20 protein-coding genes are annotated in these 18,854 nt (G+C 71.8%); 17 read left to right on the forward strand and 3 right to left on the reverse strand.

The window, feature by feature from the left end:
• Positions 1–4 precede the first annotated feature (4 nt).
• The 11 genes from Q5722_RS12635 (at position 5) to Q5722_RS12685 (ending at position 9,562) form a co-directional block, all read left to right on the forward strand.
• Positions 5–880, forward strand: coding sequence for a phosphatidate cytidylyltransferase (locus Q5722_RS12635; RefSeq protein WP_305028614.1), 876 nt, complete (start codon positions 5–7; stop codon positions 878–880).
• 39 nt (positions 881–919) lie between these two features.
• Positions 920–1,684: an META domain-containing protein gene (locus tag Q5722_RS12640; protein ID WP_305028615.1), complete on the forward strand. Its 765-nt coding sequence runs from the start codon at positions 920–922 to the stop codon at positions 1,682–1,684.
• Between the two features lie 53 nt (positions 1,685–1,737).
• Positions 1,738–2,865 (forward strand): dual-specificity RNA methyltransferase RlmN, encoded by a 1,128-nt coding sequence (gene rlmN / locus Q5722_RS12645; protein WP_305028616.1) that lies wholly within the window; start codon positions 1,738–1,740, stop codon positions 2,863–2,865.
• 2 nt (positions 2,866–2,867) lie between these two features.
• A complete protein-coding gene (locus Q5722_RS12650; RefSeq protein WP_305028617.1) occupies positions 2,868–3,383 on the forward strand; it encodes an SRPBCC family protein in 516 nt (171 codons plus the stop codon).
• 153 nt (positions 3,384–3,536) lie between these two features.
• Positions 3,537–4,727 (forward strand): glycosyltransferase family 4 protein, encoded by a 1,191-nt coding sequence (locus Q5722_RS12655; RefSeq protein ID WP_305028618.1) that lies wholly within the window; start codon positions 3,537–3,539, stop codon positions 4,725–4,727.
• A gap of 62 nt (positions 4,728–4,789) precedes the next feature.
• The gene (locus Q5722_RS12660) at positions 4,790–5,797 is read left to right on the forward strand and encodes an AAA family ATPase (protein WP_305028619.1); all 1,008 of its coding nucleotides are present in this window, start codon (positions 4,790–4,792) and stop codon (positions 5,795–5,797) included.
• Positions 5,798–5,814: 17 nt separating this feature from the next.
• Positions 5,815–6,705: a DUF58 domain-containing protein gene (locus Q5722_RS12665; protein ID WP_305028620.1), complete on the forward strand. Its 891-nt coding sequence runs from the start codon at positions 5,815–5,817 to the stop codon at positions 6,703–6,705.
• Entirely contained in the window at positions 6,689–7,162 is a 474-nt protein-coding gene (locus Q5722_RS12670) for a hypothetical protein (RefSeq protein ID WP_305028621.1), read from the forward strand. The genes Q5722_RS12665 and Q5722_RS12670 overlap by 17 nt, the downstream gene beginning before the upstream one ends.
• Positions 7,153–8,082 carry a vWA domain-containing protein gene (locus Q5722_RS12675; RefSeq protein WP_305028622.1) on the forward strand — a complete coding sequence of 310 codons (930 nt, stop codon included), beginning with the start codon at positions 7,153–7,155 and terminating at the stop codon, positions 8,080–8,082. Before Q5722_RS12670 ends, Q5722_RS12675 begins: the two co-directional genes overlap by 10 nt.
• Positions 8,079–8,960 (forward strand): vWA domain-containing protein, encoded by an 882-nt coding sequence (locus tag Q5722_RS12680; protein ID WP_305028623.1) that lies wholly within the window; start codon positions 8,079–8,081, stop codon positions 8,958–8,960. Before Q5722_RS12675 ends, Q5722_RS12680 begins: the two co-directional genes overlap by 4 nt.
• Positions 8,957–9,562 (forward strand): tetratricopeptide repeat protein, encoded by a 606-nt coding sequence (locus tag Q5722_RS12685; RefSeq protein ID WP_305028624.1) that lies wholly within the window; start codon positions 8,957–8,959, stop codon positions 9,560–9,562. Before Q5722_RS12680 ends, Q5722_RS12685 begins: the two co-directional genes overlap by 4 nt.
• On the opposite strand, the gene Q5722_RS12690 is transcribed toward Q5722_RS12685, so the two are convergent.
• Positions 9,563–10,639: an LOG family protein gene (locus tag Q5722_RS12690; RefSeq protein WP_305028625.1), complete on the reverse strand. Its 1,077-nt coding sequence runs from the start codon at positions 10,637–10,639 to the stop codon at positions 9,563–9,565. It lies immediately after the preceding gene.
• A gap of 24 nt (positions 10,640–10,663) precedes the next feature.
• A complete protein-coding gene (gene bluB, locus Q5722_RS12695) occupies positions 10,664–11,287 on the reverse strand; it encodes a 5,6-dimethylbenzimidazole synthase (RefSeq protein ID WP_305028626.1) in 624 nt (207 codons plus the stop codon).
• A 134-nt stretch (positions 11,288–11,421) separates the two neighbouring features.
• Between bluB and Q5722_RS12700 the strand changes: the two genes are divergently transcribed.
• From Q5722_RS12700 to Q5722_RS12725, 6 genes are all read left to right on the forward strand, one after another.
• Positions 11,422–12,018, forward strand: coding sequence for a hypothetical protein (locus tag Q5722_RS12700; RefSeq protein WP_305028627.1), 597 nt, complete (start codon positions 11,422–11,424; stop codon positions 12,016–12,018).
• On the forward strand, positions 12,015–13,109 hold the full coding sequence (gene dxr, locus Q5722_RS12705; RefSeq protein WP_305028628.1) for a 1-deoxy-D-xylulose-5-phosphate reductoisomerase: 1,095 nt from the start codon (positions 12,015–12,017) through the stop codon (positions 13,107–13,109). Before Q5722_RS12700 ends, dxr begins: the two co-directional genes overlap by 4 nt.
• On the forward strand, positions 13,109–14,470 hold the full coding sequence (locus tag Q5722_RS12710; RefSeq protein WP_305028629.1) for a M50 family metallopeptidase: 1,362 nt from the start codon (positions 13,109–13,111) through the stop codon (positions 14,468–14,470). The genes dxr and Q5722_RS12710 overlap by 1 nt, the downstream gene beginning before the upstream one ends.
• Positions 14,471–14,649: 179 nt before the next feature.
• Positions 14,650–15,801: a flavodoxin-dependent (E)-4-hydroxy-3-methylbut-2-enyl-diphosphate synthase gene (ispG, locus tag Q5722_RS12715; RefSeq protein ID WP_305028630.1), complete on the forward strand. Its 1,152-nt coding sequence runs from the start codon at positions 14,650–14,652 to the stop codon at positions 15,799–15,801.
• Positions 15,802–15,836: 35 nt separating this feature from the next.
• Positions 15,837–16,685, forward strand: a complete 849-nt coding sequence (locus Q5722_RS12720; protein ID WP_305028631.1) for a GNAT family N-acetyltransferase — start codon at positions 15,837–15,839, stop codon at positions 16,683–16,685.
• Positions 16,686–16,724: 39 nt separating this feature from the next.
• Complete coding sequence (locus tag Q5722_RS12725) at positions 16,725–17,090, forward strand: DoxX family protein (RefSeq protein ID WP_305028632.1); 366 nt, start codon at positions 16,725–16,727, stop codon at positions 17,088–17,090.
• 7 nt (positions 17,091–17,097) lie between these two features.
• On the opposite strand, the gene Q5722_RS12730 is transcribed toward Q5722_RS12725, so the two are convergent.
• Positions 17,098–18,753 (reverse strand): patatin-like phospholipase family protein, encoded by a 1,656-nt coding sequence (locus tag Q5722_RS12730; protein WP_305028633.1) that lies wholly within the window; start codon positions 18,751–18,753, stop codon positions 17,098–17,100.
• Between the last annotated feature and the right edge of the window lie 101 nt (positions 18,754–18,854).

Genomic DNA, 18,854 nt, shown 5'->3' on the forward strand with positions numbered 1-18,854 from the left:
GCCTGTGACGACCTCCACTCCTGCGCCGCAGAAGGACCATGGCCGTGCCGGCCGTGACCTGAAGGCCGCGATCACCTCCGCCGTCGTGCTGCTCGCCGCGATCTTCGCGTCGCTGGCGTTCTGGAAGCCGGCGTTCATGTTCATCGTGGCCGCGGCGGTCGTCGTCGCGGTCTGGGAGCTCCGCAAGGGGTTCCTGGCCAAGGGCATCGACCTCCCCGAGCAGCCGCTGATGATCGGCGGCGTCGTGATGGTGGCCGTGGCCTTCGTCTGGGGTGCGCCCGCCCTGGTCACGGCGACCGCGGTGACCGCGCTGGCGATCATGCTGCACCTCCTGCGCCGCGGCGTGGACGGCTACGTCCAGAACGCCACGGCGGCGGTCTTCGCGCTGATCTACCTGCCGTTCCTGGGCTCCTTCGTCGCTCTCCTCCTCCGGGAGGACGGCACCGCGCGCTGGACCGACGAGGTCGACTACGGCGTGCTCGGAGTCGTGGCCTTCGTCCTCGTGACGATCGCCTCGGACATCGGCGGCTACATCGCGGGCGTCCTCTTCGGCAAGCATCCGATGGCTCCGGTCATCTCCCCGAAGAAGTCGTGGGAGGGCTTCGCCGGCTCGGCGGTCTTCTGCGTCGCGGTCGGCATCGCCGTCGTCACCTGGCTCCTCGACGGCGACTGGTGGGTGGGCATCCTGCTCGGTCTGATCGCGGTCACGATGGCGACGCTCGGCGACCTCTGCGAGTCCGTCATCAAGCGCGACCTCGGCATCAAGGACATGAGCCAGATCATCCCGGGCCACGGGGGCCTGATGGACCGGCTCGACTCGCTCCTCGCGACGGTCGCGCCGATCTGGCTGCTGCTGCACTACCTGGTCTTCACCCGGTAGCCCAGGGAACCCCGCGGCGGGCCAGTGCGTCACACCTGCATGAAGGTGCTCGTCCTCCTCGCGCTCGCCGTGACCATCGCGGCCTGCGGCACCGAAGGCCACCGGGAGCCGGGTCTGATGCCGACGCTGTCCGGTGACTACGTCGTCACGGCGGTCACCGACGGCGGGCAGCCCCATGCCGTCGTCCGGGGCACCGAGATCCGGCTCTCCTTCGCCGACGGGAACCTGGACCTGCAGGCCGGTTGCAACCGGATGAGCGCGGCCTACACGATCGACGGCTCGCGGCTGACGGTCGGCCCGGTGGCATCCACCGAGATGGGCTGCCCGCAGCCCCGGATGGCGCAGGACACCTGGCTCGCCGGACTCTTCGCCCGCCCCGCGACGATCGACTGGCAGCAGCAGACGATCACCGCAGGCGACGTCGTCCTCACCCTCCGCCCGCGCACCGCCGTGCATCCCGACCAGGACCTGAGGCGGACCCGCTGGGTGCTCGACGGCGTCACCCGCGGCGAGGTCGCCGGCTCGGTGCCCGCCGGGCCGGAGGTGGCGCTGGTGCTGGAGGGCACCGACGTCGCGCACGTGAGCGGGCTCTGCAACGGCTTCGGGGCCGACATCGAGGTCGCCGACGGCGTCATCCGCTGGATGCCGCACATGCGGACCCTCATGGCCTGCGCGGACCCGGACCGGCAGGCGCTGGACGACACGGTCAGCCGCGTGCTCACGGGCCGGACGTCGTACCGGGTCACGGAGAAGACGCTCGTGATCACCCACGGCGAGGTCGCACTGACCTTCCGGGCCGGCTGACTCGCGCCGCGCGATTCGGCAGGCCTCCCGGGGGATGGGAGAATCGCGCTGTCATGAGTGAGAAGTTCCAGACCCTGCCCCTCGTCTTCGAGGCCCCGCGTGGCCGCGGCAAGCCGCCCCGCCACCTCGCCGACCTCGACGAGACGGGCCGCAAGGAGCTGCTCACCGAGATGGGGCTGCCCGGCTTCCGTGCCAAGCAGCTGTCGACCCACTACTTCGGCCGGCTCGTGCACGACCCGGCCGAGATGACCGACCTCCCGGCCGCGCAGCGCGACGACCTGGTCAACGCGCTCCTCCCGGACCTGATGACGCCGATCCGCGAGCAGCAGGCCGACCGTGGCAAGACGGTCAAGACGCTCTGGAAGCTCTTCGACGGCTCGCTCGTCGAGTCGGTGCTCATGCGCTACAAGGACCGCGCCACCATCTGCATCTCGAGCCAGGCCGGGTGCGGCATGGCCTGCCCGTTCTGCGCCACGGGCCAGGGCGGCCTGCAGCGCAACATGTCCACGGCGGAGATCGTCCACCAGGTCGTCGTCGGCGCCCGTGCCATGGCCAACGGTGACGTCGCCGGCGGACCGGGGCGCCTCTCCAACGTGGTCTTCATGGGCATGGGGGAGCCGCTCGCCAACTACAAGGCGACCGTCGCCGCCGTACGCCGCCTCACCGACCCCGCTCCGGCGGGCCTCGGACTGTCCGCCCGCCACGTGACCGTCTCCACGGTCGGCCTGGTGCCGCGGATCAAGCAGCTGGCCGACGAGGGCATCCCGGTGACCCTGGCGCTCAGCCTGCACGCGCCCGACGACGAGCTCCGCAACGAGCTGGTGCCGATCAACACGCGTTTCTCGGTCGAGGAGACCGTCGCCGCGGCGTACGAGTACTTCGAGAAGACGGGTCGCCGGGTCTCGATCGAGTACGCCATGATGCGCGACATCAACGACCAGGCGTGGCGTGCCGACCTCCTCGCCGAGGTGCTGTCAGCCAACGGACGCGGCACCGGCTGGGTGCACATCAACCCGATCCCGCTCAACGACATCCCCGGCTCGCAGTTCACCCGGTCGCGCGAGGAGGACATGGACGAGTTCGTCCGCCGCCTCAACGACTCGGGCATCGCCACGACCCTGCGCGACACCCGCGGCAGCGACATCGACGCCGCCTGCGGTCAGCTCGCTGCCTCGGAGTGACGGTGACCGGTGTGCTCGGCCGTCGCGAGATGACGGTCTCGGACTCGATCTGGGTGGACGTCGCGCCCGAGGTGGCCTACGACGCGGTCAGCGACGTGACGCAGATGGGCCGCTGGAGCCCGGAGAACACCGGCGCGAGGGTCGCGTCGTCCGCCCGCCGAGCGCACGTCGGGATGACCTTCGTCGGTGACAACCGGCGCGGTCCGGCGCGCTGGCAGACCCGGTGCACGGTCACGGCGGCGGACCGGGGGAGCAGGTTCGCCTTCGATGTCCACCGCTGGGGCGTGGCACCCTGCCTCCTCCCCGTGGCGGTCGCCTCGTGGGCCTACGCGTTCGAGGCGCGGGACGGCGGCACCCTCGTCACCGAGACCTGGCGGGACGGCCGCACGCGCTGGCCCCACCTGAGCGTGCGCGTCTTCGACCCCCTCGCCACGGGGCGGGCCAGCTTCGCCGACTTCCAGCGGAGCAACATCGCGCGGACCCTCCGGAACCTCAAGCGGGAGCTCGAGAGCGCCTGACGTGCGCCACGTCACGCCCGCTCGACGGGCAGGTCACGGGACATTCACCTCCAGTCAACGCGGGACAGGTCAACGGGTCAGCCCGGCTCCCTAGCGTCGTGCTCGCTGAGAGACCCCTGAGAAACAGGGGCCGGTGATGCGAAGGAGCTCCCGATGGCCCGCACCCTGGCGGATGTCCTCGAACTCAACCTCCACCCCGAGCCGGTCCGCCTGGACGGCCTGCGGGTCCTCGTCGTCGCGGAGTCGTTCCTCCCGCAGATCAACGGCGTGACCAACTCGGTACGCCGTGTGCTGGAGCACCTCTCCGCGGAGGGGCACCACGCCGAGCTGATCGCTCCCACCGGCCCGGACGCCTACGCCGGCTTCCGTGTGACCACCTGCCGTGGCGCCAGCCTCCCCTTCTACAAGGACTTCCGGATCGGTCTCGAGACCCGGCGACGCCTGCGCCGGGAGATGCTCGCGTTCCGGCCGGACGTCGTGCACATCGCCTCGCCGGCGACCCTCGGCTACCAGGCGGCCAAGGCCGCCGGTGAGCTGGGGATCCCCACCGTCGCGATCTACCAGACCGACATGGTCGGCTTCGCTGCCCGCTACGAGATCCCGGGCGGTGCCAAGGCGATGGAGGCGCTGACCCGGCGGATCCACACCCGGGTCGACCGCACGCTGGCGCCGTCCAGCGCGAGCCTGCGACAGCTCGAGGAGCTCGGCATCCCGGGTCTCGGGACGTGGGGCCGTGGCGTCGACACGGTGACCTTCCACCCGGAGCGCCGCGACGAGGCACTGCGCGCGCGTCTGGCTCCCGGCGGCGAGCTCCTGGTCGGCTACATCGGTCGCCTGGCCCCGGAGAAGGAGCTCGACCTCCTCGCGCACCTCCACGACCTGCCCGGCGTGAAGCTCGTGGTGGTCGGCGGTGGCCCCTCCGAGGGTGATCTGCGCAGGCTCCTCCCGGACGCCGCCTTCCTGGGCGTGCTGCACGCCGAGGAGCTCGGCGCCGCCTACGCGAGCCTCGACGTCTTCGTCCACACCGGCAGCCACGAGACCTTCGGCCAGGCCGTCCAGGAGGCGCTCGCCGCCGGCGTACCCGTGGTGGCACCGAACCGTGGCGGCCCGGTCGACGTGGTCGACCGCGGTGCCGGCTTCCTCTTCGAGCCGGGTGACGGCGCCGACCTGCGGCGGTACGTCGAGCTGCTGGTCGGAGACGAGCTGCTCCGCTCGCAGATGGCCGCGACGGCACGGCGCAGCGTCGAGAACCGCAGCTGGCACGCGGTGAACGAGACCCTCGTCGCGCACTACCGCGAGGTCATCGCCGAGCGTCGCGGGGCGGCGCTGCGCCGCGCCTCCTGATCGTCCGGACCGGCTGCTCGGGACGGGCCCGCTCCGGGCCGGGATGCCCTAGGGTGGCGCTCGTGTCCGCCGAAGCCGTCGCACCCGCACCCGTGATCGAGCAGGAGGAGCTGGCCCAGGCCGGCGAGATCCTGGCCGCCGTCCAGCACGCGTTCTCCGGCCGCGTCGTCGGGCAGGAGCGGCTCCGCACGGCCCTGCTGGTGGCGCTGCTCGCCGAAGGCCACATCCTCGTGGAGTCCGTGCCCGGCCTGGCCAAGACGCTCGCGGCGAGCACGCTGGCCGCGAGCGTGCGGGCGGAGTTCTCCCGCATCCAGTGCACGCCCGACCTGCTCCCCAGCGACATCATCGGGACCCAGGTCTACGACCCGCGCAACCACACGTTCGAGACCCAGCTGGGGCCGGTGCACGCCAACTTCGTGCTCCTCGACGAGATCAACCGGGCGTCAGCCAAGACCCAGAGCGCGATGCTCGAGGCGATGCAGGAGAGCCAGACCTCGATCGCGGGCGTCGTCCACAAGCTCCCGACCCCGTTCATGGTGCTCGCCACGCAGAACCCCATCGAGGAGGAGGGCACCTACGTACTCCCGCGCGCCCAGATGGACCGCTTCCTCCTCAAGGAGGTCCTGGACTACCCGAGCGTCGAGGAGGAGGTGCAGGTCCTCGAGCGCATCGAGAACGGCACCCTCGGCCGCGACACCCACGCCCAGGCGGTCATCGGCCACGAGCACGTCGCGTGGCTCCACGCCCTGACCAAGCGCGTCTATGTCGACCCCGCCGTCAAGCGCTACGTCGCCAGCGTCGTCGCCGCGACCCGGGGCGACGCGCTGCCGGCGGAGGTCCGGGGCTACGTCGACATGGGAGCCTCACCGCGCGCGACGGTCGCCTTCTTCCAGGCCTCGCGTGCGCTGGCGCTGCTCGCTGGCCGCAACCACGTCCTCCCCGAGGACATCCGCGCGTTGCGCCACGGCGTCCTCCGGCACCGCGTGCACCTCTCGTTCGAGGCGCTCGCCGAGCGGGTCCGGGTCGAGGACATCATCGACGCCGTCGTGAAGACCGTCCCGTCGCCCTGATGCGCTGACCTGACCGGATGACCGTCCACCTCACGCGGGTCAAGGCCCGCCTCTCCATCCACGCACACCGCAAGGTGCGTGGCCTCCTCGAGGGGGAGTACGCCGCCCTGCACGCCGGGCGGAGCATGGACTTCAACGACCTGCGCGAGTACGTCCGCGGCGACGACGTGAAGGACATCGACTGGAAGGCCTCGGCGCGCTCGCGCGCCCTGCTCGTCAAGCGCTACGCCGCGCTGCGGCAGCACACCATCCAGCTGGTCGTCTCGACCGGGCGCAGCATGGCCGCGCTGCACGACCGCGACGTCCCCAAACGCGACCTGGCGATCACCGTCGCCGGGGTGCTCGGCTGGCTCGCGGTGCGCCACGGCGACCTGGTCGGGGTGGCCTGGGGCGACGCCGACGAGCAGCACCTCCTGCGCCCGCAACGGGGCGAGCTGCCGCTCGAGCGCGGCCTGCAGGCGATCCACGACGCGACCACGACGACCGGCGGTGCGTCGGACCTGGCGGCGCTCGTCGACTACGTCGTGCGCACGGTCCGCCGGCGTACCGTCCTGGCGCTGGTCTGCGACGCGTGGGAGCTCGATGAAGCGGCGCTGACCGCGATGAAGCGGCTCGCGGTGCAGCACGAGGTGCTCTTCGTGACCGTCGGCGGCATCGACCCGACCGCCGAGGACCTCGCGCTCGACGTCCTCACCGACGTCGACACCGGCAAGCCGCTGCCGGCCTGGATCGCCGACGACGAGGAGCTTCGCCGCCAGTACGCCGACCTGCTGGTCGCCGACGCCGCCTCCCTGAAGCGCCAGCTCGACGCCCTCGGCATCGTGCACGCGCACGTGACGGACGAGGCCTCCATCATCAAGACCGTCTTCGACCTCCTGGAGCACCACCGCCATGCGCGCCGCGGATGACTTCGTCGGCCCCGTGGCGTACGGCGGGCCGTGGACGTGGCTGCCGTACCTCCTGGTGCTGGCGGTGGTCGGCTACTACGCCTGGGTGCTGCTGGCCGGACGCGCTGCGCCCGAGCCGGACGAGGAGTTCGTCTCCCGTCGCAACCCTGCCGACGCGGTGCGCGGGCGGCGTCTGCAGGAGCTGGACCGCATCGACCAGGCGGTCCGCGCCGGTCGGATGCCGCTGCGCACGGGCTTCCAGCAGATGAGCGCCCAGGTCCGCACCTTCGTCGGCGAGGTGAGCGACGTGCCGGCGCGGTCGATGACGCTGGAGGAGCTGCGGTCCTCGCCGCACCCACGGGTCGCCGAGGCGATCGCGCTGATGTACCCGCCCGAGTTCGCGCCCGGCGAGGCGAGCCTCGACGACTTCGCACGCAGCCTGCAGCAGGCCCGGGAGCTGGTGCGTACATGGACCTGAGATGGCCGCTCCTGATCCTGCTCCTGCTGGTGCTGCTACCCGTGGGGTACGCCCTGCTGGTCCGGTTCATGCCCGACCCGGAGGTGCCCGACGGCCTGCCGATCGGGCACGCGTCCCGGTTGCGTGCGCTGCCGCGCTTCCAGGAGCTGGCCCGCCAGCAGCTGTTGCTCACGCAGGTGCAGCTGGTGTCCGTGGTGCTCGTCCTCATCGGCTCCGTGTGGCTGGCTGCCCGGCCGATGCACACCGAGGTCGTCGACAAGCCCGCGAAGCCCGGCGACGTCGTGCTCTGCGTCGACCTGACACCGGCTGCCCGCGCCGGCACCGTGCCGGCGCTGGCCGAGGTCCGCGACCTGCTGCCGGTCCTCCGCAAGGAGAAGCTGCGCATCGGCATGCAGGGCTTCCAGGCGACGACGGCGGAGCTGCTCGCGCTCACCGACGACTTCGACCGTGCGGACGCGGTCATCGCCGAGACCCGCTCGGCGCTGGCCGACCCGACGACCAGCGGCACCAGGGGAGCGGCGACCGGCGACGGCCTCGTCACCTGTGCCCGGACCTTCGACGCCCCCAAGGCGCAGCGCGGCCGCGCGGTGGTCCTGATCGGCACGGGCTCCTCGACGGGCTCCGTCATCGACCTGGCCGAGGCCGCCGGCATCGCCCGCGACCGGGGGGTGACCGTGTACGCCGTGCCGGCCGGTGCGGACAGGGCGGGGGTCGCTGACCTGAAGGCGGCCGCCGAGCTCACCGGGGGAGAGCTGGTGGGTGGACCCGACCCGATCGACACGGTCTGGTCGCGCGAGGCGATCCGGCTCGACCCGCCGCCCACGCCGTTGCGCCGGGACGGCCCGTTCGTGCCCACCGTGATCGTCCTCCTCGGCCTCGGCGGCCTGCTGCTGGCCGGACTGCGAGGTCTCTTCCGATGAAGCCCAACTGGAACATCCGCATCGCGATGGCGGTCCTCGCCGTCCTCATCGCCTTCCGGCCGGGCATCGGGGGTGCGGTGACGGCCGAGAAGCCCGTCGGCAACGACCTCGAGGTGCTCCTCGTCGTCGACGAGACCCTCAGCATGTCGGCACTGGACTACAACGGCGCGCGGTCGCGCCTGGAGGGCGTCCGCGACGACCTCACCACGATCACGAAGGCGCTCCCGTACGCCCGCTTCGGCCTGATCGGCTTCGGCCACGACGCCAAGGTCGACCTGGCCTTCACCGACAGCCGTGCCGCCATCCAGCGCGCCATCACGGGCATCACCCGTGAGCCGATGATGGCCGGCACCGGCACCACGCTGGACCGGCCGCTCGACCTGATGACCACCGTCCTCGCGCAGGCACAGCGCCAGCACCCCGACCGGAGGCGGGTCGTGATCTTCCTCAGCGACGGTGAGAACACCAAGGCGGGCGCGGTCCAGCGCTCGTTCGCGGTGGCGAGGAAGTACGTCGACGACGGCGCCGTCCTCGGGTACGGCACCAGCCAGGGTGGCCGGATGCCCACGGGCGGCGAGCCGCCGTGGACCTTCGTGCGCAACCTCGCCACGGGGCAGGACGCGCGCAGTCGCATCGACGAGACGAACCTGCGCAAGATCGCCGGCCAGCTCGGCGTCGACTACGCCTACCGCGGCGGCACGGGGTCGCTCACCGACTGGGCGGTGGGGCTCTCGCACGACTCGCAGAACCTCACCGAGGACGGCAAGGATGACTTCGAGCTGTACTGGATCCTCGCGATAGTCCTCGCCGCCCTGGCCCTGGTCGAGCTCCGCCTCGACGTCCTGGCTTGGCGCGAGGCGAAGGAGGTGGCCGGATGACCACCGATGACCGACGCCGGCTCCTGGTGATGGGGGCGCTGCCCTCGCTGGTCGCGCTGCTCGTGGCGGTCGGGCTCTGGCTCCTCGTCCACGGCAACGCCTCGGGGCGCGACGCCTACGACGCCGGGAGATACGCCGACGCGCGGTCGGCGTTCGAGGGTGCCCACGACCTCGGTGTCGTCTCGCCCTGGATCGCGCCGTTCAACACCGGCACCGCGGCGTACCGGGCGAAGCAGTACGAGGCTGCCGTCTCTGCGTTCAACCGTGCACTTGACGACGTCCCCGACGACCACGTGTGCGACGTACGGGTCGACCTGGCGCTCACCCACGAGGCGATCGCGAAGCAGGCCGAGGCCGACGGGGAGGACGCCGACCGGCAGATCGCCCTGCGCGACGGCCGCACCGCCATCCAGGGCACGGGCTGCAACGACGCGCTCGAGAAGCGGCTCGACGATCAGATCAAGGACGCTTCGTCGAGCAACGACGACCGGTCCGAGGACCAGAAGATCGACGACGTCGAGGCGAAGAACCGCGCGGCGAGCAAGGTGAAGGACCTCGAGCTCGAGCCGAAGAACGAGCCGCGCGAGCAGATCCAGTGGTGATCAGCCCAGCAGGCTGACCGCCTCGTCGACGGTGTCGACCAGGTGCACGTGCGGCTCCATCGGCCGGCCCTTCGCGAGCGCCTGGAGCAGCGGCCAGGCCGGGAACGTCTCCGTCCAGTAGACCCGACCGACGAGCACCATCGGCGCGACCGACGAGGCGTCGGCGTAGTAGTTCTCGCAGGCGTCCTGGAAGATCTCCTGCACCGTGCCACCTGCTCCGGGCAGGAAGACGATGCCCGCGTTGCAGATCTGCAGCAGGATCGCCTCCCGCACCGGGTTGCCGAAGTACTTCGCGATCGAGGTGGCGAAGGCGTTGGGCGGCTCGTGTCCGTAGTGCCACGTCGGGATCCCCAGCGACTCGCCGCCGTCAGGCCACCGGTCGCGCACCTCGAACGCCGCGTCGACCCACGCGCCGACGTCCGGCCGGAACGACGGCACCCGGCCGAGCAGGGCCAGTGCCTCCTCGAGTGCCTCCGCGGGGCGACGGGAGAGCCAGGCGCCGAGGTTGGCGGCCTCCATGGCTCCCGGTCCGCCGCCCGTCGCGACGGTGCGCGAGCCGGAGAGGCCCTGGCCCAGGCGGGCGGCCTCGGCGTAGTCGGCCGAACCGCGCTCGGAGGCGTGCCCGCCCATCACGCCGACGAGCGAGCGGCCCTTGGTCCAGGCGGCGAGGGCGGTGTCGATGCCGTGGTCGTGCAGGGCGCGCGCCAGCGCTGCCTCGCGCCCTGTCTCCCGCGACCACGCGTAGGCCCGGGCGTCCAGCGACCGCCGGTACGCCGGGGTGTCGTAGAGGTCGTCGGGGGTGTAGAGGCGCGCCGGCCAGGTGTCGACCGGGACCGTCGGCATCGCCGGGAAGACCAGCGCCCCGCGGGCCTCGAGCGAGGCGTCGGAAGCCGGGGTCAGCCGGCAGCCGAGGAACATGGCGCCCGCGACGCGACAGCCGGCCAGGACGTCTTCCCGGTCGCGGAGGTCGAGACCGGTGATCACCCAGCCGGTCATCGACACGACTCCCGCGCGGACGCGCTCGTCGAAGTCGGTGAGGTCGTGGATCTCGACGACCTGTCCCCGCCTGCGCTTCATGCGCTGAAGGCTAGGGGACCGGGGTCAGTGCGCGGTGTAGCGCTCCTCGTGGAGCACCGTGTCGAGCGGGGAGCGGTGGCGCCAGCCGAAGCGCTCCAGGTCGGGCACGTCGGGGAGCTCGGAGACGGGGCCGACGCAGAGCCAGGCGATCGGGCGCACGTGCCCGGGCATGCCCACGAGGTCGCGCAGGAACTCCTCGCGGTAGAAGGAGACCCACCCCACGCCGAGGCCCTCCTGCGTCGCGGCGAGCCAGAAGTTCTGGATCGAGCAGACCGCCGAGTAGAGGCCCGCGTCCGCGATCGCGTGGCGACCGAGGGGGTTGGTGCCGCCGCGGGTCGGGTCGTAGCCGACGACGACACCGAGGGTCGACTCGAGGATGCCCTCGACCTTGATCTTGCTGAAGGTCTCCGAGCGCTCGCCCTCGAGGGAGCTGGCGAAGACCTCGCGCTCGGCCATCACGTGCTCGCGGAAGGCGCGACGGGTCTCGTCGGAGCGGACCAGGATGTAGTCCCACGGCTGGGTCATGCCCACGCTGGGAGCGGCGTGCGCCGCGGAGAGGACCCGGGTCAGCACCTCGTCGTCGATCGGCGCGCCGTTGAACTCGGCACGGGTGTCCCGGCGACGGTTGATGGCGTCGTACAGCTCCACGGTCTATCCCTCCAGCGTTTGCGCCGCGCAACCAGGTGCGTCGACGCGGCGGCACAACCTACCTCGCAGACGGTCCTCATCCGGCACCGGGCGCGGGTGGCGGACCGTCCCGCCACACGCCCTAGGCTCCTCCCGTGGCCACCCGCACTGACCTGACCTGGTTCCGCGCGCCCAGCGCCGACCGCCCCGGCACGACCAACCTCTGCTACCACGCGCTCGACCGCCGCGTGATCCGTGGAGAGGCGTCGGAGATCGCGCTCACCACCGCCGGCCAGGCCTACGACGTCGCGGCCCTGCTCGCCGAGGTCGGCGCGCTCGGAGGCGTGATGCGCAGCTTCGACCTGGCGCCCGGGCAGGTCGTGGCGATCGGGCTCGGTGATCCCGTGACGCGCGCGCTCGCCGTCCTGGCGACCCTGCGCCTCGGTGCGGTCGTCGCCGACACCACGGACGACGCAGCGATGGTGCTGACCGACGGCTCGCTGGAGCCGCTCGCGGGCGTGCCCGCGCTGCTCCACGGCACCGCCTCGCAGGACCCTGTCTGGCAGCTGGAGTGGGAGTTCGCGCTCAGCGCCGGCCGCACCGACCCGGCCGCCGTGGTCGACGTGGCCGGGGACGCTCCCGCGCTCCGGCTCGACGGGATGACGGTGCTGACCCGCGACGTCCTCGACGACGGCTCGGAGCCGGCACGGCTCGTCGCGGCACTCGGTGCCGGAGAGGTCGTCGTGCTGTGACCCGGCGCGACATCGTCGTCCTCGGTTCCACGGGCTCGATTGGCACCCAGGCGTTGGACCTGGTGCGGGCCAACCCCGACCGCTTCCGGGTCGTGGCGCTGACGGCCGGCGGGTCCAGCGTCGAGCTCTTCGAGCAGCAGGTCGCCGAGTTCGCCCCGGCGTTCAGCGGGCTGGGGGAGGAGGCCTCGACCGAGGCCGCGGCCCTGCCCTGCGACGTCGTCCTCAACGGCATCACCGGCGCCGTCGGGCTGCGCCCGACCCTGGCCGCGCTCGAGGCGGGCAACACCCTCGCGCTGGCGAACAAGGAGTCCCTGATCATCGGTGGTCCGCTCGTCCTCGAGCGCGCCAGGCCGGGCCAGATCGTGCCGGTCGACTCCGAGCACTCCGCCATCGCCCAGTGCCTCCGGGCCGGTCGTGCGCACGAGGTACGTCGCCTGGTCCTGACGGCGAGCGGCGGCCCGTTCCGCGGGAAGACCCGCGAGGAGCTGGCCGGCGTCACCCGGGAGCAGGCACTCAACCACCCGACGTGGGACATGGGCCCGGTGATCACGGTCAACTCCGCCACCCTGGTCAACAAGGGCCTCGAGGTGATCGAGGCACACCTGCTCTTCGGCCTGCCCTTCGACCGGATCGACGTGGTGGTGCACCCGACGAGCGTCGTGCACTCGATGGTCGAGTTCGTCGACGGCTCGACGATCCTGCAGGCGAGCCCGCCGACCATGATGATCCCGATCGCCCTCGGCATGGAGTGGCCCGACCGGGTGCCGGACGCAGCGCCGGGATGCGACTGGACCCGCCCCGAGACATGGCAGTTCTTCCCGCTCGACGACGAGGCGTTCCCCGCGGTGTCCCTCGCCCGGGACGCGGGCCAGCGCGGGAGCACGGCTCCCGCGGTCTACAACGCCGCCAACGAGGTCGCCGTCGACGCGTTCCTCAGCGGTCGCCTGCCGTTCGTCGACATCGTCCCGACGGTCGCCCGCGTGCTGACCGCCCACGACGTACCCTCGAAGAGCGCCCTCACCGTCGACGACGTGCTCGCTGCCGACGCGTGGGCCCGGACGACGGCGCGCACGCTCATCGAAGGATCCTGATGGCCCTGCTCTACTACACGCTCGGCGTCCTCGTCTTCGTGGTCGCCATGTTGGCGTCCATCGCGCTCCACGAGGTCGGCCACATGGTCCCGGCGCGCGCGTTCGGCGGCAAGGTCACCCAGTACTTCGTCGGGTTCGGCCCGACGGTGTGGAGCAAGCAGGTCGGCGAGACCGAGTACGGCGTCAAGGCGATCCCGCTCGGTGGCTACGTCAAGATCATCGGCATGCTGCCGCCCGGCGCCGCGCAGCTGGCCGACGCGGTGGAGACCGATGCCGACGGCAACCAGGTGCTGAAGGTCCGCAAGTCCAACACCGGCCTCTTCACCCAGCTGATCTCCGACGCGCGCGCCGCCGAGTGGGAGCTGGTGCAGCCCGAGGACGAGCCCCGCCTCTTCTACAAGATGACCTGGTGGAAGAAGGTCGTGGTCATGGCCGGCGGCCCGACCGTCAACCTGGCCATCGCTTTCTTCCTCTTCTGGGGTGTCTTCGCGACGGTGGGCAACGACGCGGACCGTGCCGTCAGCCCGGTCGTCGCGCAGGTCTCCGGCTGCGTCGTGCCTGCCGCCCAGGACCAGCGTGCGTGCACCAGGGCCGAGCTCCGCGAGCACCCCTCGCCGGCAGCAGCCGCGGGCCTGAAGGCGGGTGACCGCTTCCTCTCCTGGAACGGCGAGAGGATCACCTCCTGGGAGCAGGTGCAGGGCCTGATCCGCGGCAACGGCGCGAAGACCGCGACGCTGGTCGTCGAGCGTGACGGCGAACGGGTGGCGCTCCAGGTCACCACCCAGGTCACCCCGCGCCCGCTCGACGCGGAGCACCCGACGAAGCTCGAGCCCGTCGGCTTCCTCGGTGTCGTCCCGGTCAGCGAGGCCCGCCACGGCGGCCCGCTCTACACCCTCGGGCAGATGGGTGGCATGGTCCGCGACTCGGCCCACGCCATCGCCGTCCTCCCGGTCAAGGTCTGGCACGTCGGCATGGCCCTGGTCGGGCTCGAGGAGCGCGACCCCAACGGTCCGGTCAGCATCGTCGGCGGCGGCCGCTTCGCCGGTGAGGTCGCGGCACAGCAGGACTTCCCGCTGCAGGACAAGATCGTGTCGCTGATCTCCCTGGTGGCCGGCTTCAACTTCTTCGTCGGCATGTTCAACTTCGTGCCGCTGCTGCCGCTCGACGGCGGCCACATCGCGGGCGCCCTCTGGGAGGGCGTACGCCGGGGCTGGGCCCGGGTCTTCCACCGCCCCGACCCCGGCCACGTCGACGTCGCCCGACTGCTGCCCGTGGCCTACGTGATGACGCTGGCGTTCGTGCTCATGGGCGTCGTGCTCATCCTCGCGGACCTGATCATCCCCGTGAAGATCTACGGCTGACCGGCTGCAGCCGGTCAGCACGTGTTCCCGCGCGGGGCGGTGGTGCGGTGGTGGCTCGCGTGCGCGGCACGCCTTCCTCACCGGGGACGAATGTCCGCTCACGCACCGGGTGCTTCCGCCGTGGCGGACCACCCACTGCCCGTACGCACGCGGTGTGTGCGTCCTCCTAGACTGGCCCCATGACGTCGATCAGCCTCGGGATGCCCGAAGCCCCCGCGCCGGTGCTGGCGCCCCGCCGCCAGACCCGCCAGATCAAGGTGGGCAAGGTCGGAGTCGGCTCCGACTCGCCCGTGAGCGTGCAGTCGATGACCACGACGCTGACCTCCGACGTCAACTCGACGCTGCAGCAGATCGCCGAGCTCACCGCTGCCGGTTGCGACATCGTGCGCGTGGCGTGCCCGAGCCAGGACGACGCCGACGCGCTGCCGGCGATCGCACAGAAGGCGCAGATCCCCGTCATCGCCGACATCCACTTCCAGCCGAAGTACGTCTACGCGGCGATCGACGCCGGCTGTGCCGCCGTCCGCGTCAACCCCGGCAACATCCGAGCCTTCGACGACCAGGTCAAGCAGATCGCCCAGGCCGCCGCCGACCGCGGCACGAGCATCCGTATCGGCGTCAACGCCGGCTCGCTCGACAAGCGCCTGCTCGAGAAGTACGGCAAGGCCACCCCGGAGGCGCTCGTCGAGAGCGCGATCTGGGAGGCCAGCCTCTTCGAGGAGCACGGCTTCCGCGACTTCAAGATCTCGGTCAAGCACAACGACCCCGTCGTCATGGTCCGCGCCTACGAGCTGCTCGCCGAGAAGGGGGACTGGCCGCTGCACCTCGGCGTGACGGAGGCCGGCCCGGCGTTCCAGGGCACCATCAAGTCCGCCACCGCCTTCGGTGCCCTCCTCTCCAAGGGCATCGGCGACACGATCCGCGTCTCGCTCTCCGCGCCGCCGGTCGAGGAGGTCAAGGTCGGCATCTCGATCCTGCAGTCGCTCAACCTGCGCCCGCGCAAGCTCGAGATCGTCTCCTGCCCGTCCTGCGGCCGTGCCCAGGTCGACGTCTACAAGCTCGCCGAGCAGGTCACGGCGGGCCTGGAGGGCCTCGAGGTCCCGCTGCGCGTGGCCGTCATGGGCTGTGTCGTCAACGGTCCGGGCGAGGCCCGTGAAGCGGACCTCGGTGTCGCGTCGGGCAACGGCAAGGGCCAGATCTTCGTCCGTGGCGAGGTCATCAAGACCGTCCCGGAGGCCAGGATCGTCGAGACGCTCATCGAGGAGGCCATGCGCCTGGCCGAGGAGATGGAGCCCGTCGAGGGCGCGGAGGCCTCCGTCACCGTTTCGTGATCCCGGCGGGTTCGTGTGCCGGATACAGTCACATCGTGTTGTCCACGACTGCCCAGGTGCGCGTGCTCGGGTCGGCCGATGTCCCGGCCTTCCTCGCGCTCGCCGAGCGCGACCCGGTCGTCAACGTCTTCGTGGACTACCGCGCCCGGATGACCCGGCTCGACCCGGCCTGGCTCGGTGGTGAGGTCGTCGGCCGGTTCGTCGACGGCGCGCTTGTCTCGGCCCTGCACGTCGGTGCCAACCTCGTACCCGTCGAGGCGGGGCCGGTCGACCTGGACGACTTCGCCCGCCACCTGCGGCGCCTGCCGGCGACGTGGTCGACGCTGGTCGGCCCGCATCCCGCGGTGGAGCGCCTGTGGGGCCTGCTGCAGGACGACTACGCTCCGCCGCGCGAGGAGCGGTGGCGCCAGCCTCACCTCGAGCTGCGCGGCGCTCCGGCGGTCGCCGGCGACCCGCTGGTCCGGCGTACGACGGAGGCCGACATGGCCGCGCTCTACCCGGCCTGCGTGGCGATGTACACCGAGGAGGTGGGTGTCTCGCCGGAGACCGGGGGAGGCGGGCCGCTGTATCGGGCCCGCGTGCGGCAGCTCGTCAGCCGTGGCTGGTCGTTCGCGCGCTTCGACGACGCGGGCCGGGTCCTCTTCAAGGCCGAGGTCGCGAGCGTGACCCCGCACGCCGCCCAGGTCCAGGGTGTCTGGGTCGCTCCCGAGGCGCGTGGCCGTGGCCTCGCGGCGGCGGGGATGGCGCGGGTGGCGGAGATCGTCCTGGCGGAGATCGCGCCGACGGTCTCCCTCTACGTCAACGAGTGGAACCGGCCGGCCCGCGCGGCCTACGCCCGTGCCGGCTTCGTGGAGACCGCGCGCTTCTCGACGATCATGTTCTGACCGTTCCCACCGGCCCGGGCGCAGCAGTAGCGTTGACCCATGGCCTCCCTCCCGCTCGGCGCCAAGCTCGTCTCCGGCGCCTTCCTCGCCTCCGGCACGCTGCACCTCGTCAAGCCCAACGTGTTCGAGCCGCTCATGCCGGACTTCGTCCCGGCTCACCGCGAGATCATCATCGGCTCGGGCGTCGCCGAGATCGCGTGTGCGCTGGGGATGCTGTTCCCGCCGACCCGTCGTGTCGCGGGCCTCGCGAGCGCTGCGCTGCTCGTCGGGGTCTTCCCGGGCAACCTGAAGATGGCCGACGACGCCCGACGCCTGGGGAGCCCGACGTTCCGGGCGGTCGCCTACGGCCGGCTGCCGCTCCAGGTGCCGATGATCAAGGCCGCGCTCAACGCGGCGAAGTCCTGATCGCGGGTCAGGTCAGGAACCGGCCGCGGGTCCGCTGCCACCACTCGCGCTGGCGTCCGTAGGCCTCGAGCACCGAGGTCATCGACGGTGCCAGTGACGTCCGGCGCTGCTTCTCGGGCCGGGCCTCGTACGACGGCCGGTCGCCGTCCCACCAGACGGGCGCCGTGAGCGCGGTCAGCAGCGGGTCGAGCGCGGCCATCGAGGCCTCGCCCCAGCCGATCGCGCGGTCCATGCCGGCCCGGTTGGGTGCGAGCGTCACCGGGCTCAGGGTGGGCTCCATGCGCTCGAGGTGGTCGGCGTACGGCGCGTTGCCGATCATCTGCACCGCCACCGCCTGGGTGACCGGGGTCATCCAGAGGTGCTTGGGGTCCCACCGCGGGTGCATCGAGTCGAGCGCGATCACGACCCCGTTGCGGGTGCCGATCCGGCCGTCGCGCAGCCGGCGGTAGGCAAGCTCGATCGGCACGTTGGCCGCGGCGACGCCGTCGACGAGGGCCGCGACCTTCTTCTGCTCCAGCCAGGCGTCGACGAGCCCGATCATCCGCTCGCTCTTCACCTCGTGGTGGAGCACGCCGGGGATCGCGGCGGAGAACGACTGCGCATCGACCACGTCGAACTGACGGGTGAGGTCGTCGGCGCCGATCACCATCGGCTTCACGACGCGGGAGTCGATGAACGACGCGATCTGCCAGAGCCGGCTGTTCATGACGGGGCCGATGCTGATCGGCCGGAGGGGGAGCGCGCGTCCCTGCACGTTGGCCAGCTGCTGGCGTCGGAAGCGGGCCGGAAGCCGGGAGAAGAGGTCCTGGTGGACGCCCGAGACGACGCAGTCGAACGGGATCGCCAGGTCCGCCATCCGCATCTGCTCCCCATCGGGGCGCCGGAAGAGGTCGGCGGCGAACTCGTCGTACCGGAGGGAGAAGAGGCTGGTCAGGCCGTGGCGGCGGTAGCGCGGTTCCGGGCCGAGGATGCCGCGGTAGCTCAGGCTGTGGGCGAAGTCGATGTACTGCTCGATCGGCACCGGCGTCTCCCGGGCGAAGATGCCGCCGAGGATGGCGCCCATCGAGCCGCCCATCATGTAGTCGGGGACGCGGCCGGACTCCACGAGCTGCTTGAGCGCACCGATGTAGACGAACCCCGCGCCGCCGCCTCCACCGAGCACGAGGACCAGGCTGCGCAGCCCCACCTCGGCGTCGAGCTCCGCGGCCGAGAAGTCGTTGCGGTGCCGGTCCAGCAGCGCCTGGCGCTGCGCGGTCTGCTCGTCCTCGAGGGAGCGCAGCACCTCGCGCGCGAGCTGGAGCCGTACGACGCGGTCGCGCTCGCGCCGCAGGGAGTGGGCGAAGGCGTCGATGACCTTGGCCCGCCAGGGATCGAGCTCCTCGCTCACGTCGACGTCGCCACGTCCCCGCGGTCCGCCGCCCGCAGCACCGGGCTCGAAGATCGTGAGGCGGGCGAAGCTGATGAGGTAGCGCAGCCGTCGCAACTCCTCGGCGGTGAGCACATCCGGGTGGGCCAGCGCGCTGCGGACCAGGCGACGCTCCATCCGCTGCAGGCGGTAGATCGGATCGTGGGCCCGCTCCGCGCTCGCCGCGGCCGCCTCGGCCGGGAGGTCGGCCAGCTCCGGGGGGAGGAAGGTGTCGCTGCGGCGGAGGGGGATGCGCATGGTCGGACCCTAGGGGCAAGGGGTCCGGCGCGGCATCCACTTCGGGGACGACCCGCCGTCGCGGATAACCTTGCGCCCATGCCCTCGTCGTCACACGCCGC

Origin of the sequence: Nocardioides jiangxiensis, assembly GCF_030580915.1 — a bacterium.
Taxonomy (GTDB): domain Bacteria; phylum Actinomycetota; class Actinomycetes; order Propionibacteriales; family Nocardioidaceae; genus Nocardioides; species Nocardioides jiangxiensis.

Excerpts from the sequence above, each read along its gene's own strand:
- Q5722_RS12640 (WP_305028615.1), top strand. The coding sequence starts at position 920 with ATGAAGGTGCTCGTCCTCCTCGCGCTCGCCGTGACCATCGCGGCCTGC.
- rlmN (WP_305028616.1), top strand. The coding sequence starts at position 1,738 with ATGAGTGAGAAGTTCCAGACCCTGCCCCTCGTCTTCGAGGCCCCGCGT.
- Q5722_RS12655 (WP_305028618.1), top strand. The coding sequence starts at position 3,537 with ATGGCCCGCACCCTGGCGGATGTCCTCGAACTCAACCTCCACCCCGAG.
- Q5722_RS12665 (WP_305028620.1), top strand. The coding sequence starts at position 5,815 with ATGACCGTCCACCTCACGCGGGTCAAGGCCCGCCTCTCCATCCACGCA.
- Q5722_RS12670 (WP_305028621.1), top strand. The coding sequence starts at position 6,689 with ATGCGCGCCGCGGATGACTTCGTCGGCCCCGTGGCGTACGGCGGGCCG.
- Q5722_RS12675 (WP_305028622.1), top strand. The coding sequence starts at position 7,153 with ATGGACCTGAGATGGCCGCTCCTGATCCTGCTCCTGCTGGTGCTGCTA.
- Q5722_RS12680 (WP_305028623.1), top strand. The coding sequence starts at position 8,079 with ATGAAGCCCAACTGGAACATCCGCATCGCGATGGCGGTCCTCGCCGTC.
- Q5722_RS12685 (WP_305028624.1), top strand. The coding sequence starts at position 8,957 with ATGACCACCGATGACCGACGCCGGCTCCTGGTGATGGGGGCGCTGCCC.
- Q5722_RS12690 (WP_305028625.1), bottom strand. The coding sequence starts at position 10,639 with ATGAAGCGCAGGCGGGGACAGGTCGTCGAGATCCACGACCTCACCGAC.
- Q5722_RS12710 (WP_305028629.1), top strand. The coding sequence starts at position 13,109 with ATGGCCCTGCTCTACTACACGCTCGGCGTCCTCGTCTTCGTGGTCGCC.
- ispG (WP_305028630.1), top strand. The coding sequence starts at position 14,650 with ATGACGTCGATCAGCCTCGGGATGCCCGAAGCCCCCGCGCCGGTGCTG.
- Q5722_RS12725 (WP_305028632.1), top strand. The coding sequence starts at position 16,725 with ATGGCCTCCCTCCCGCTCGGCGCCAAGCTCGTCTCCGGCGCCTTCCTC.
- Q5722_RS12730 (WP_305028633.1), bottom strand. The coding sequence starts at position 18,753 with ATGCGCATCCCCCTCCGCCGCAGCGACACCTTCCTCCCCCCGGAGCTG.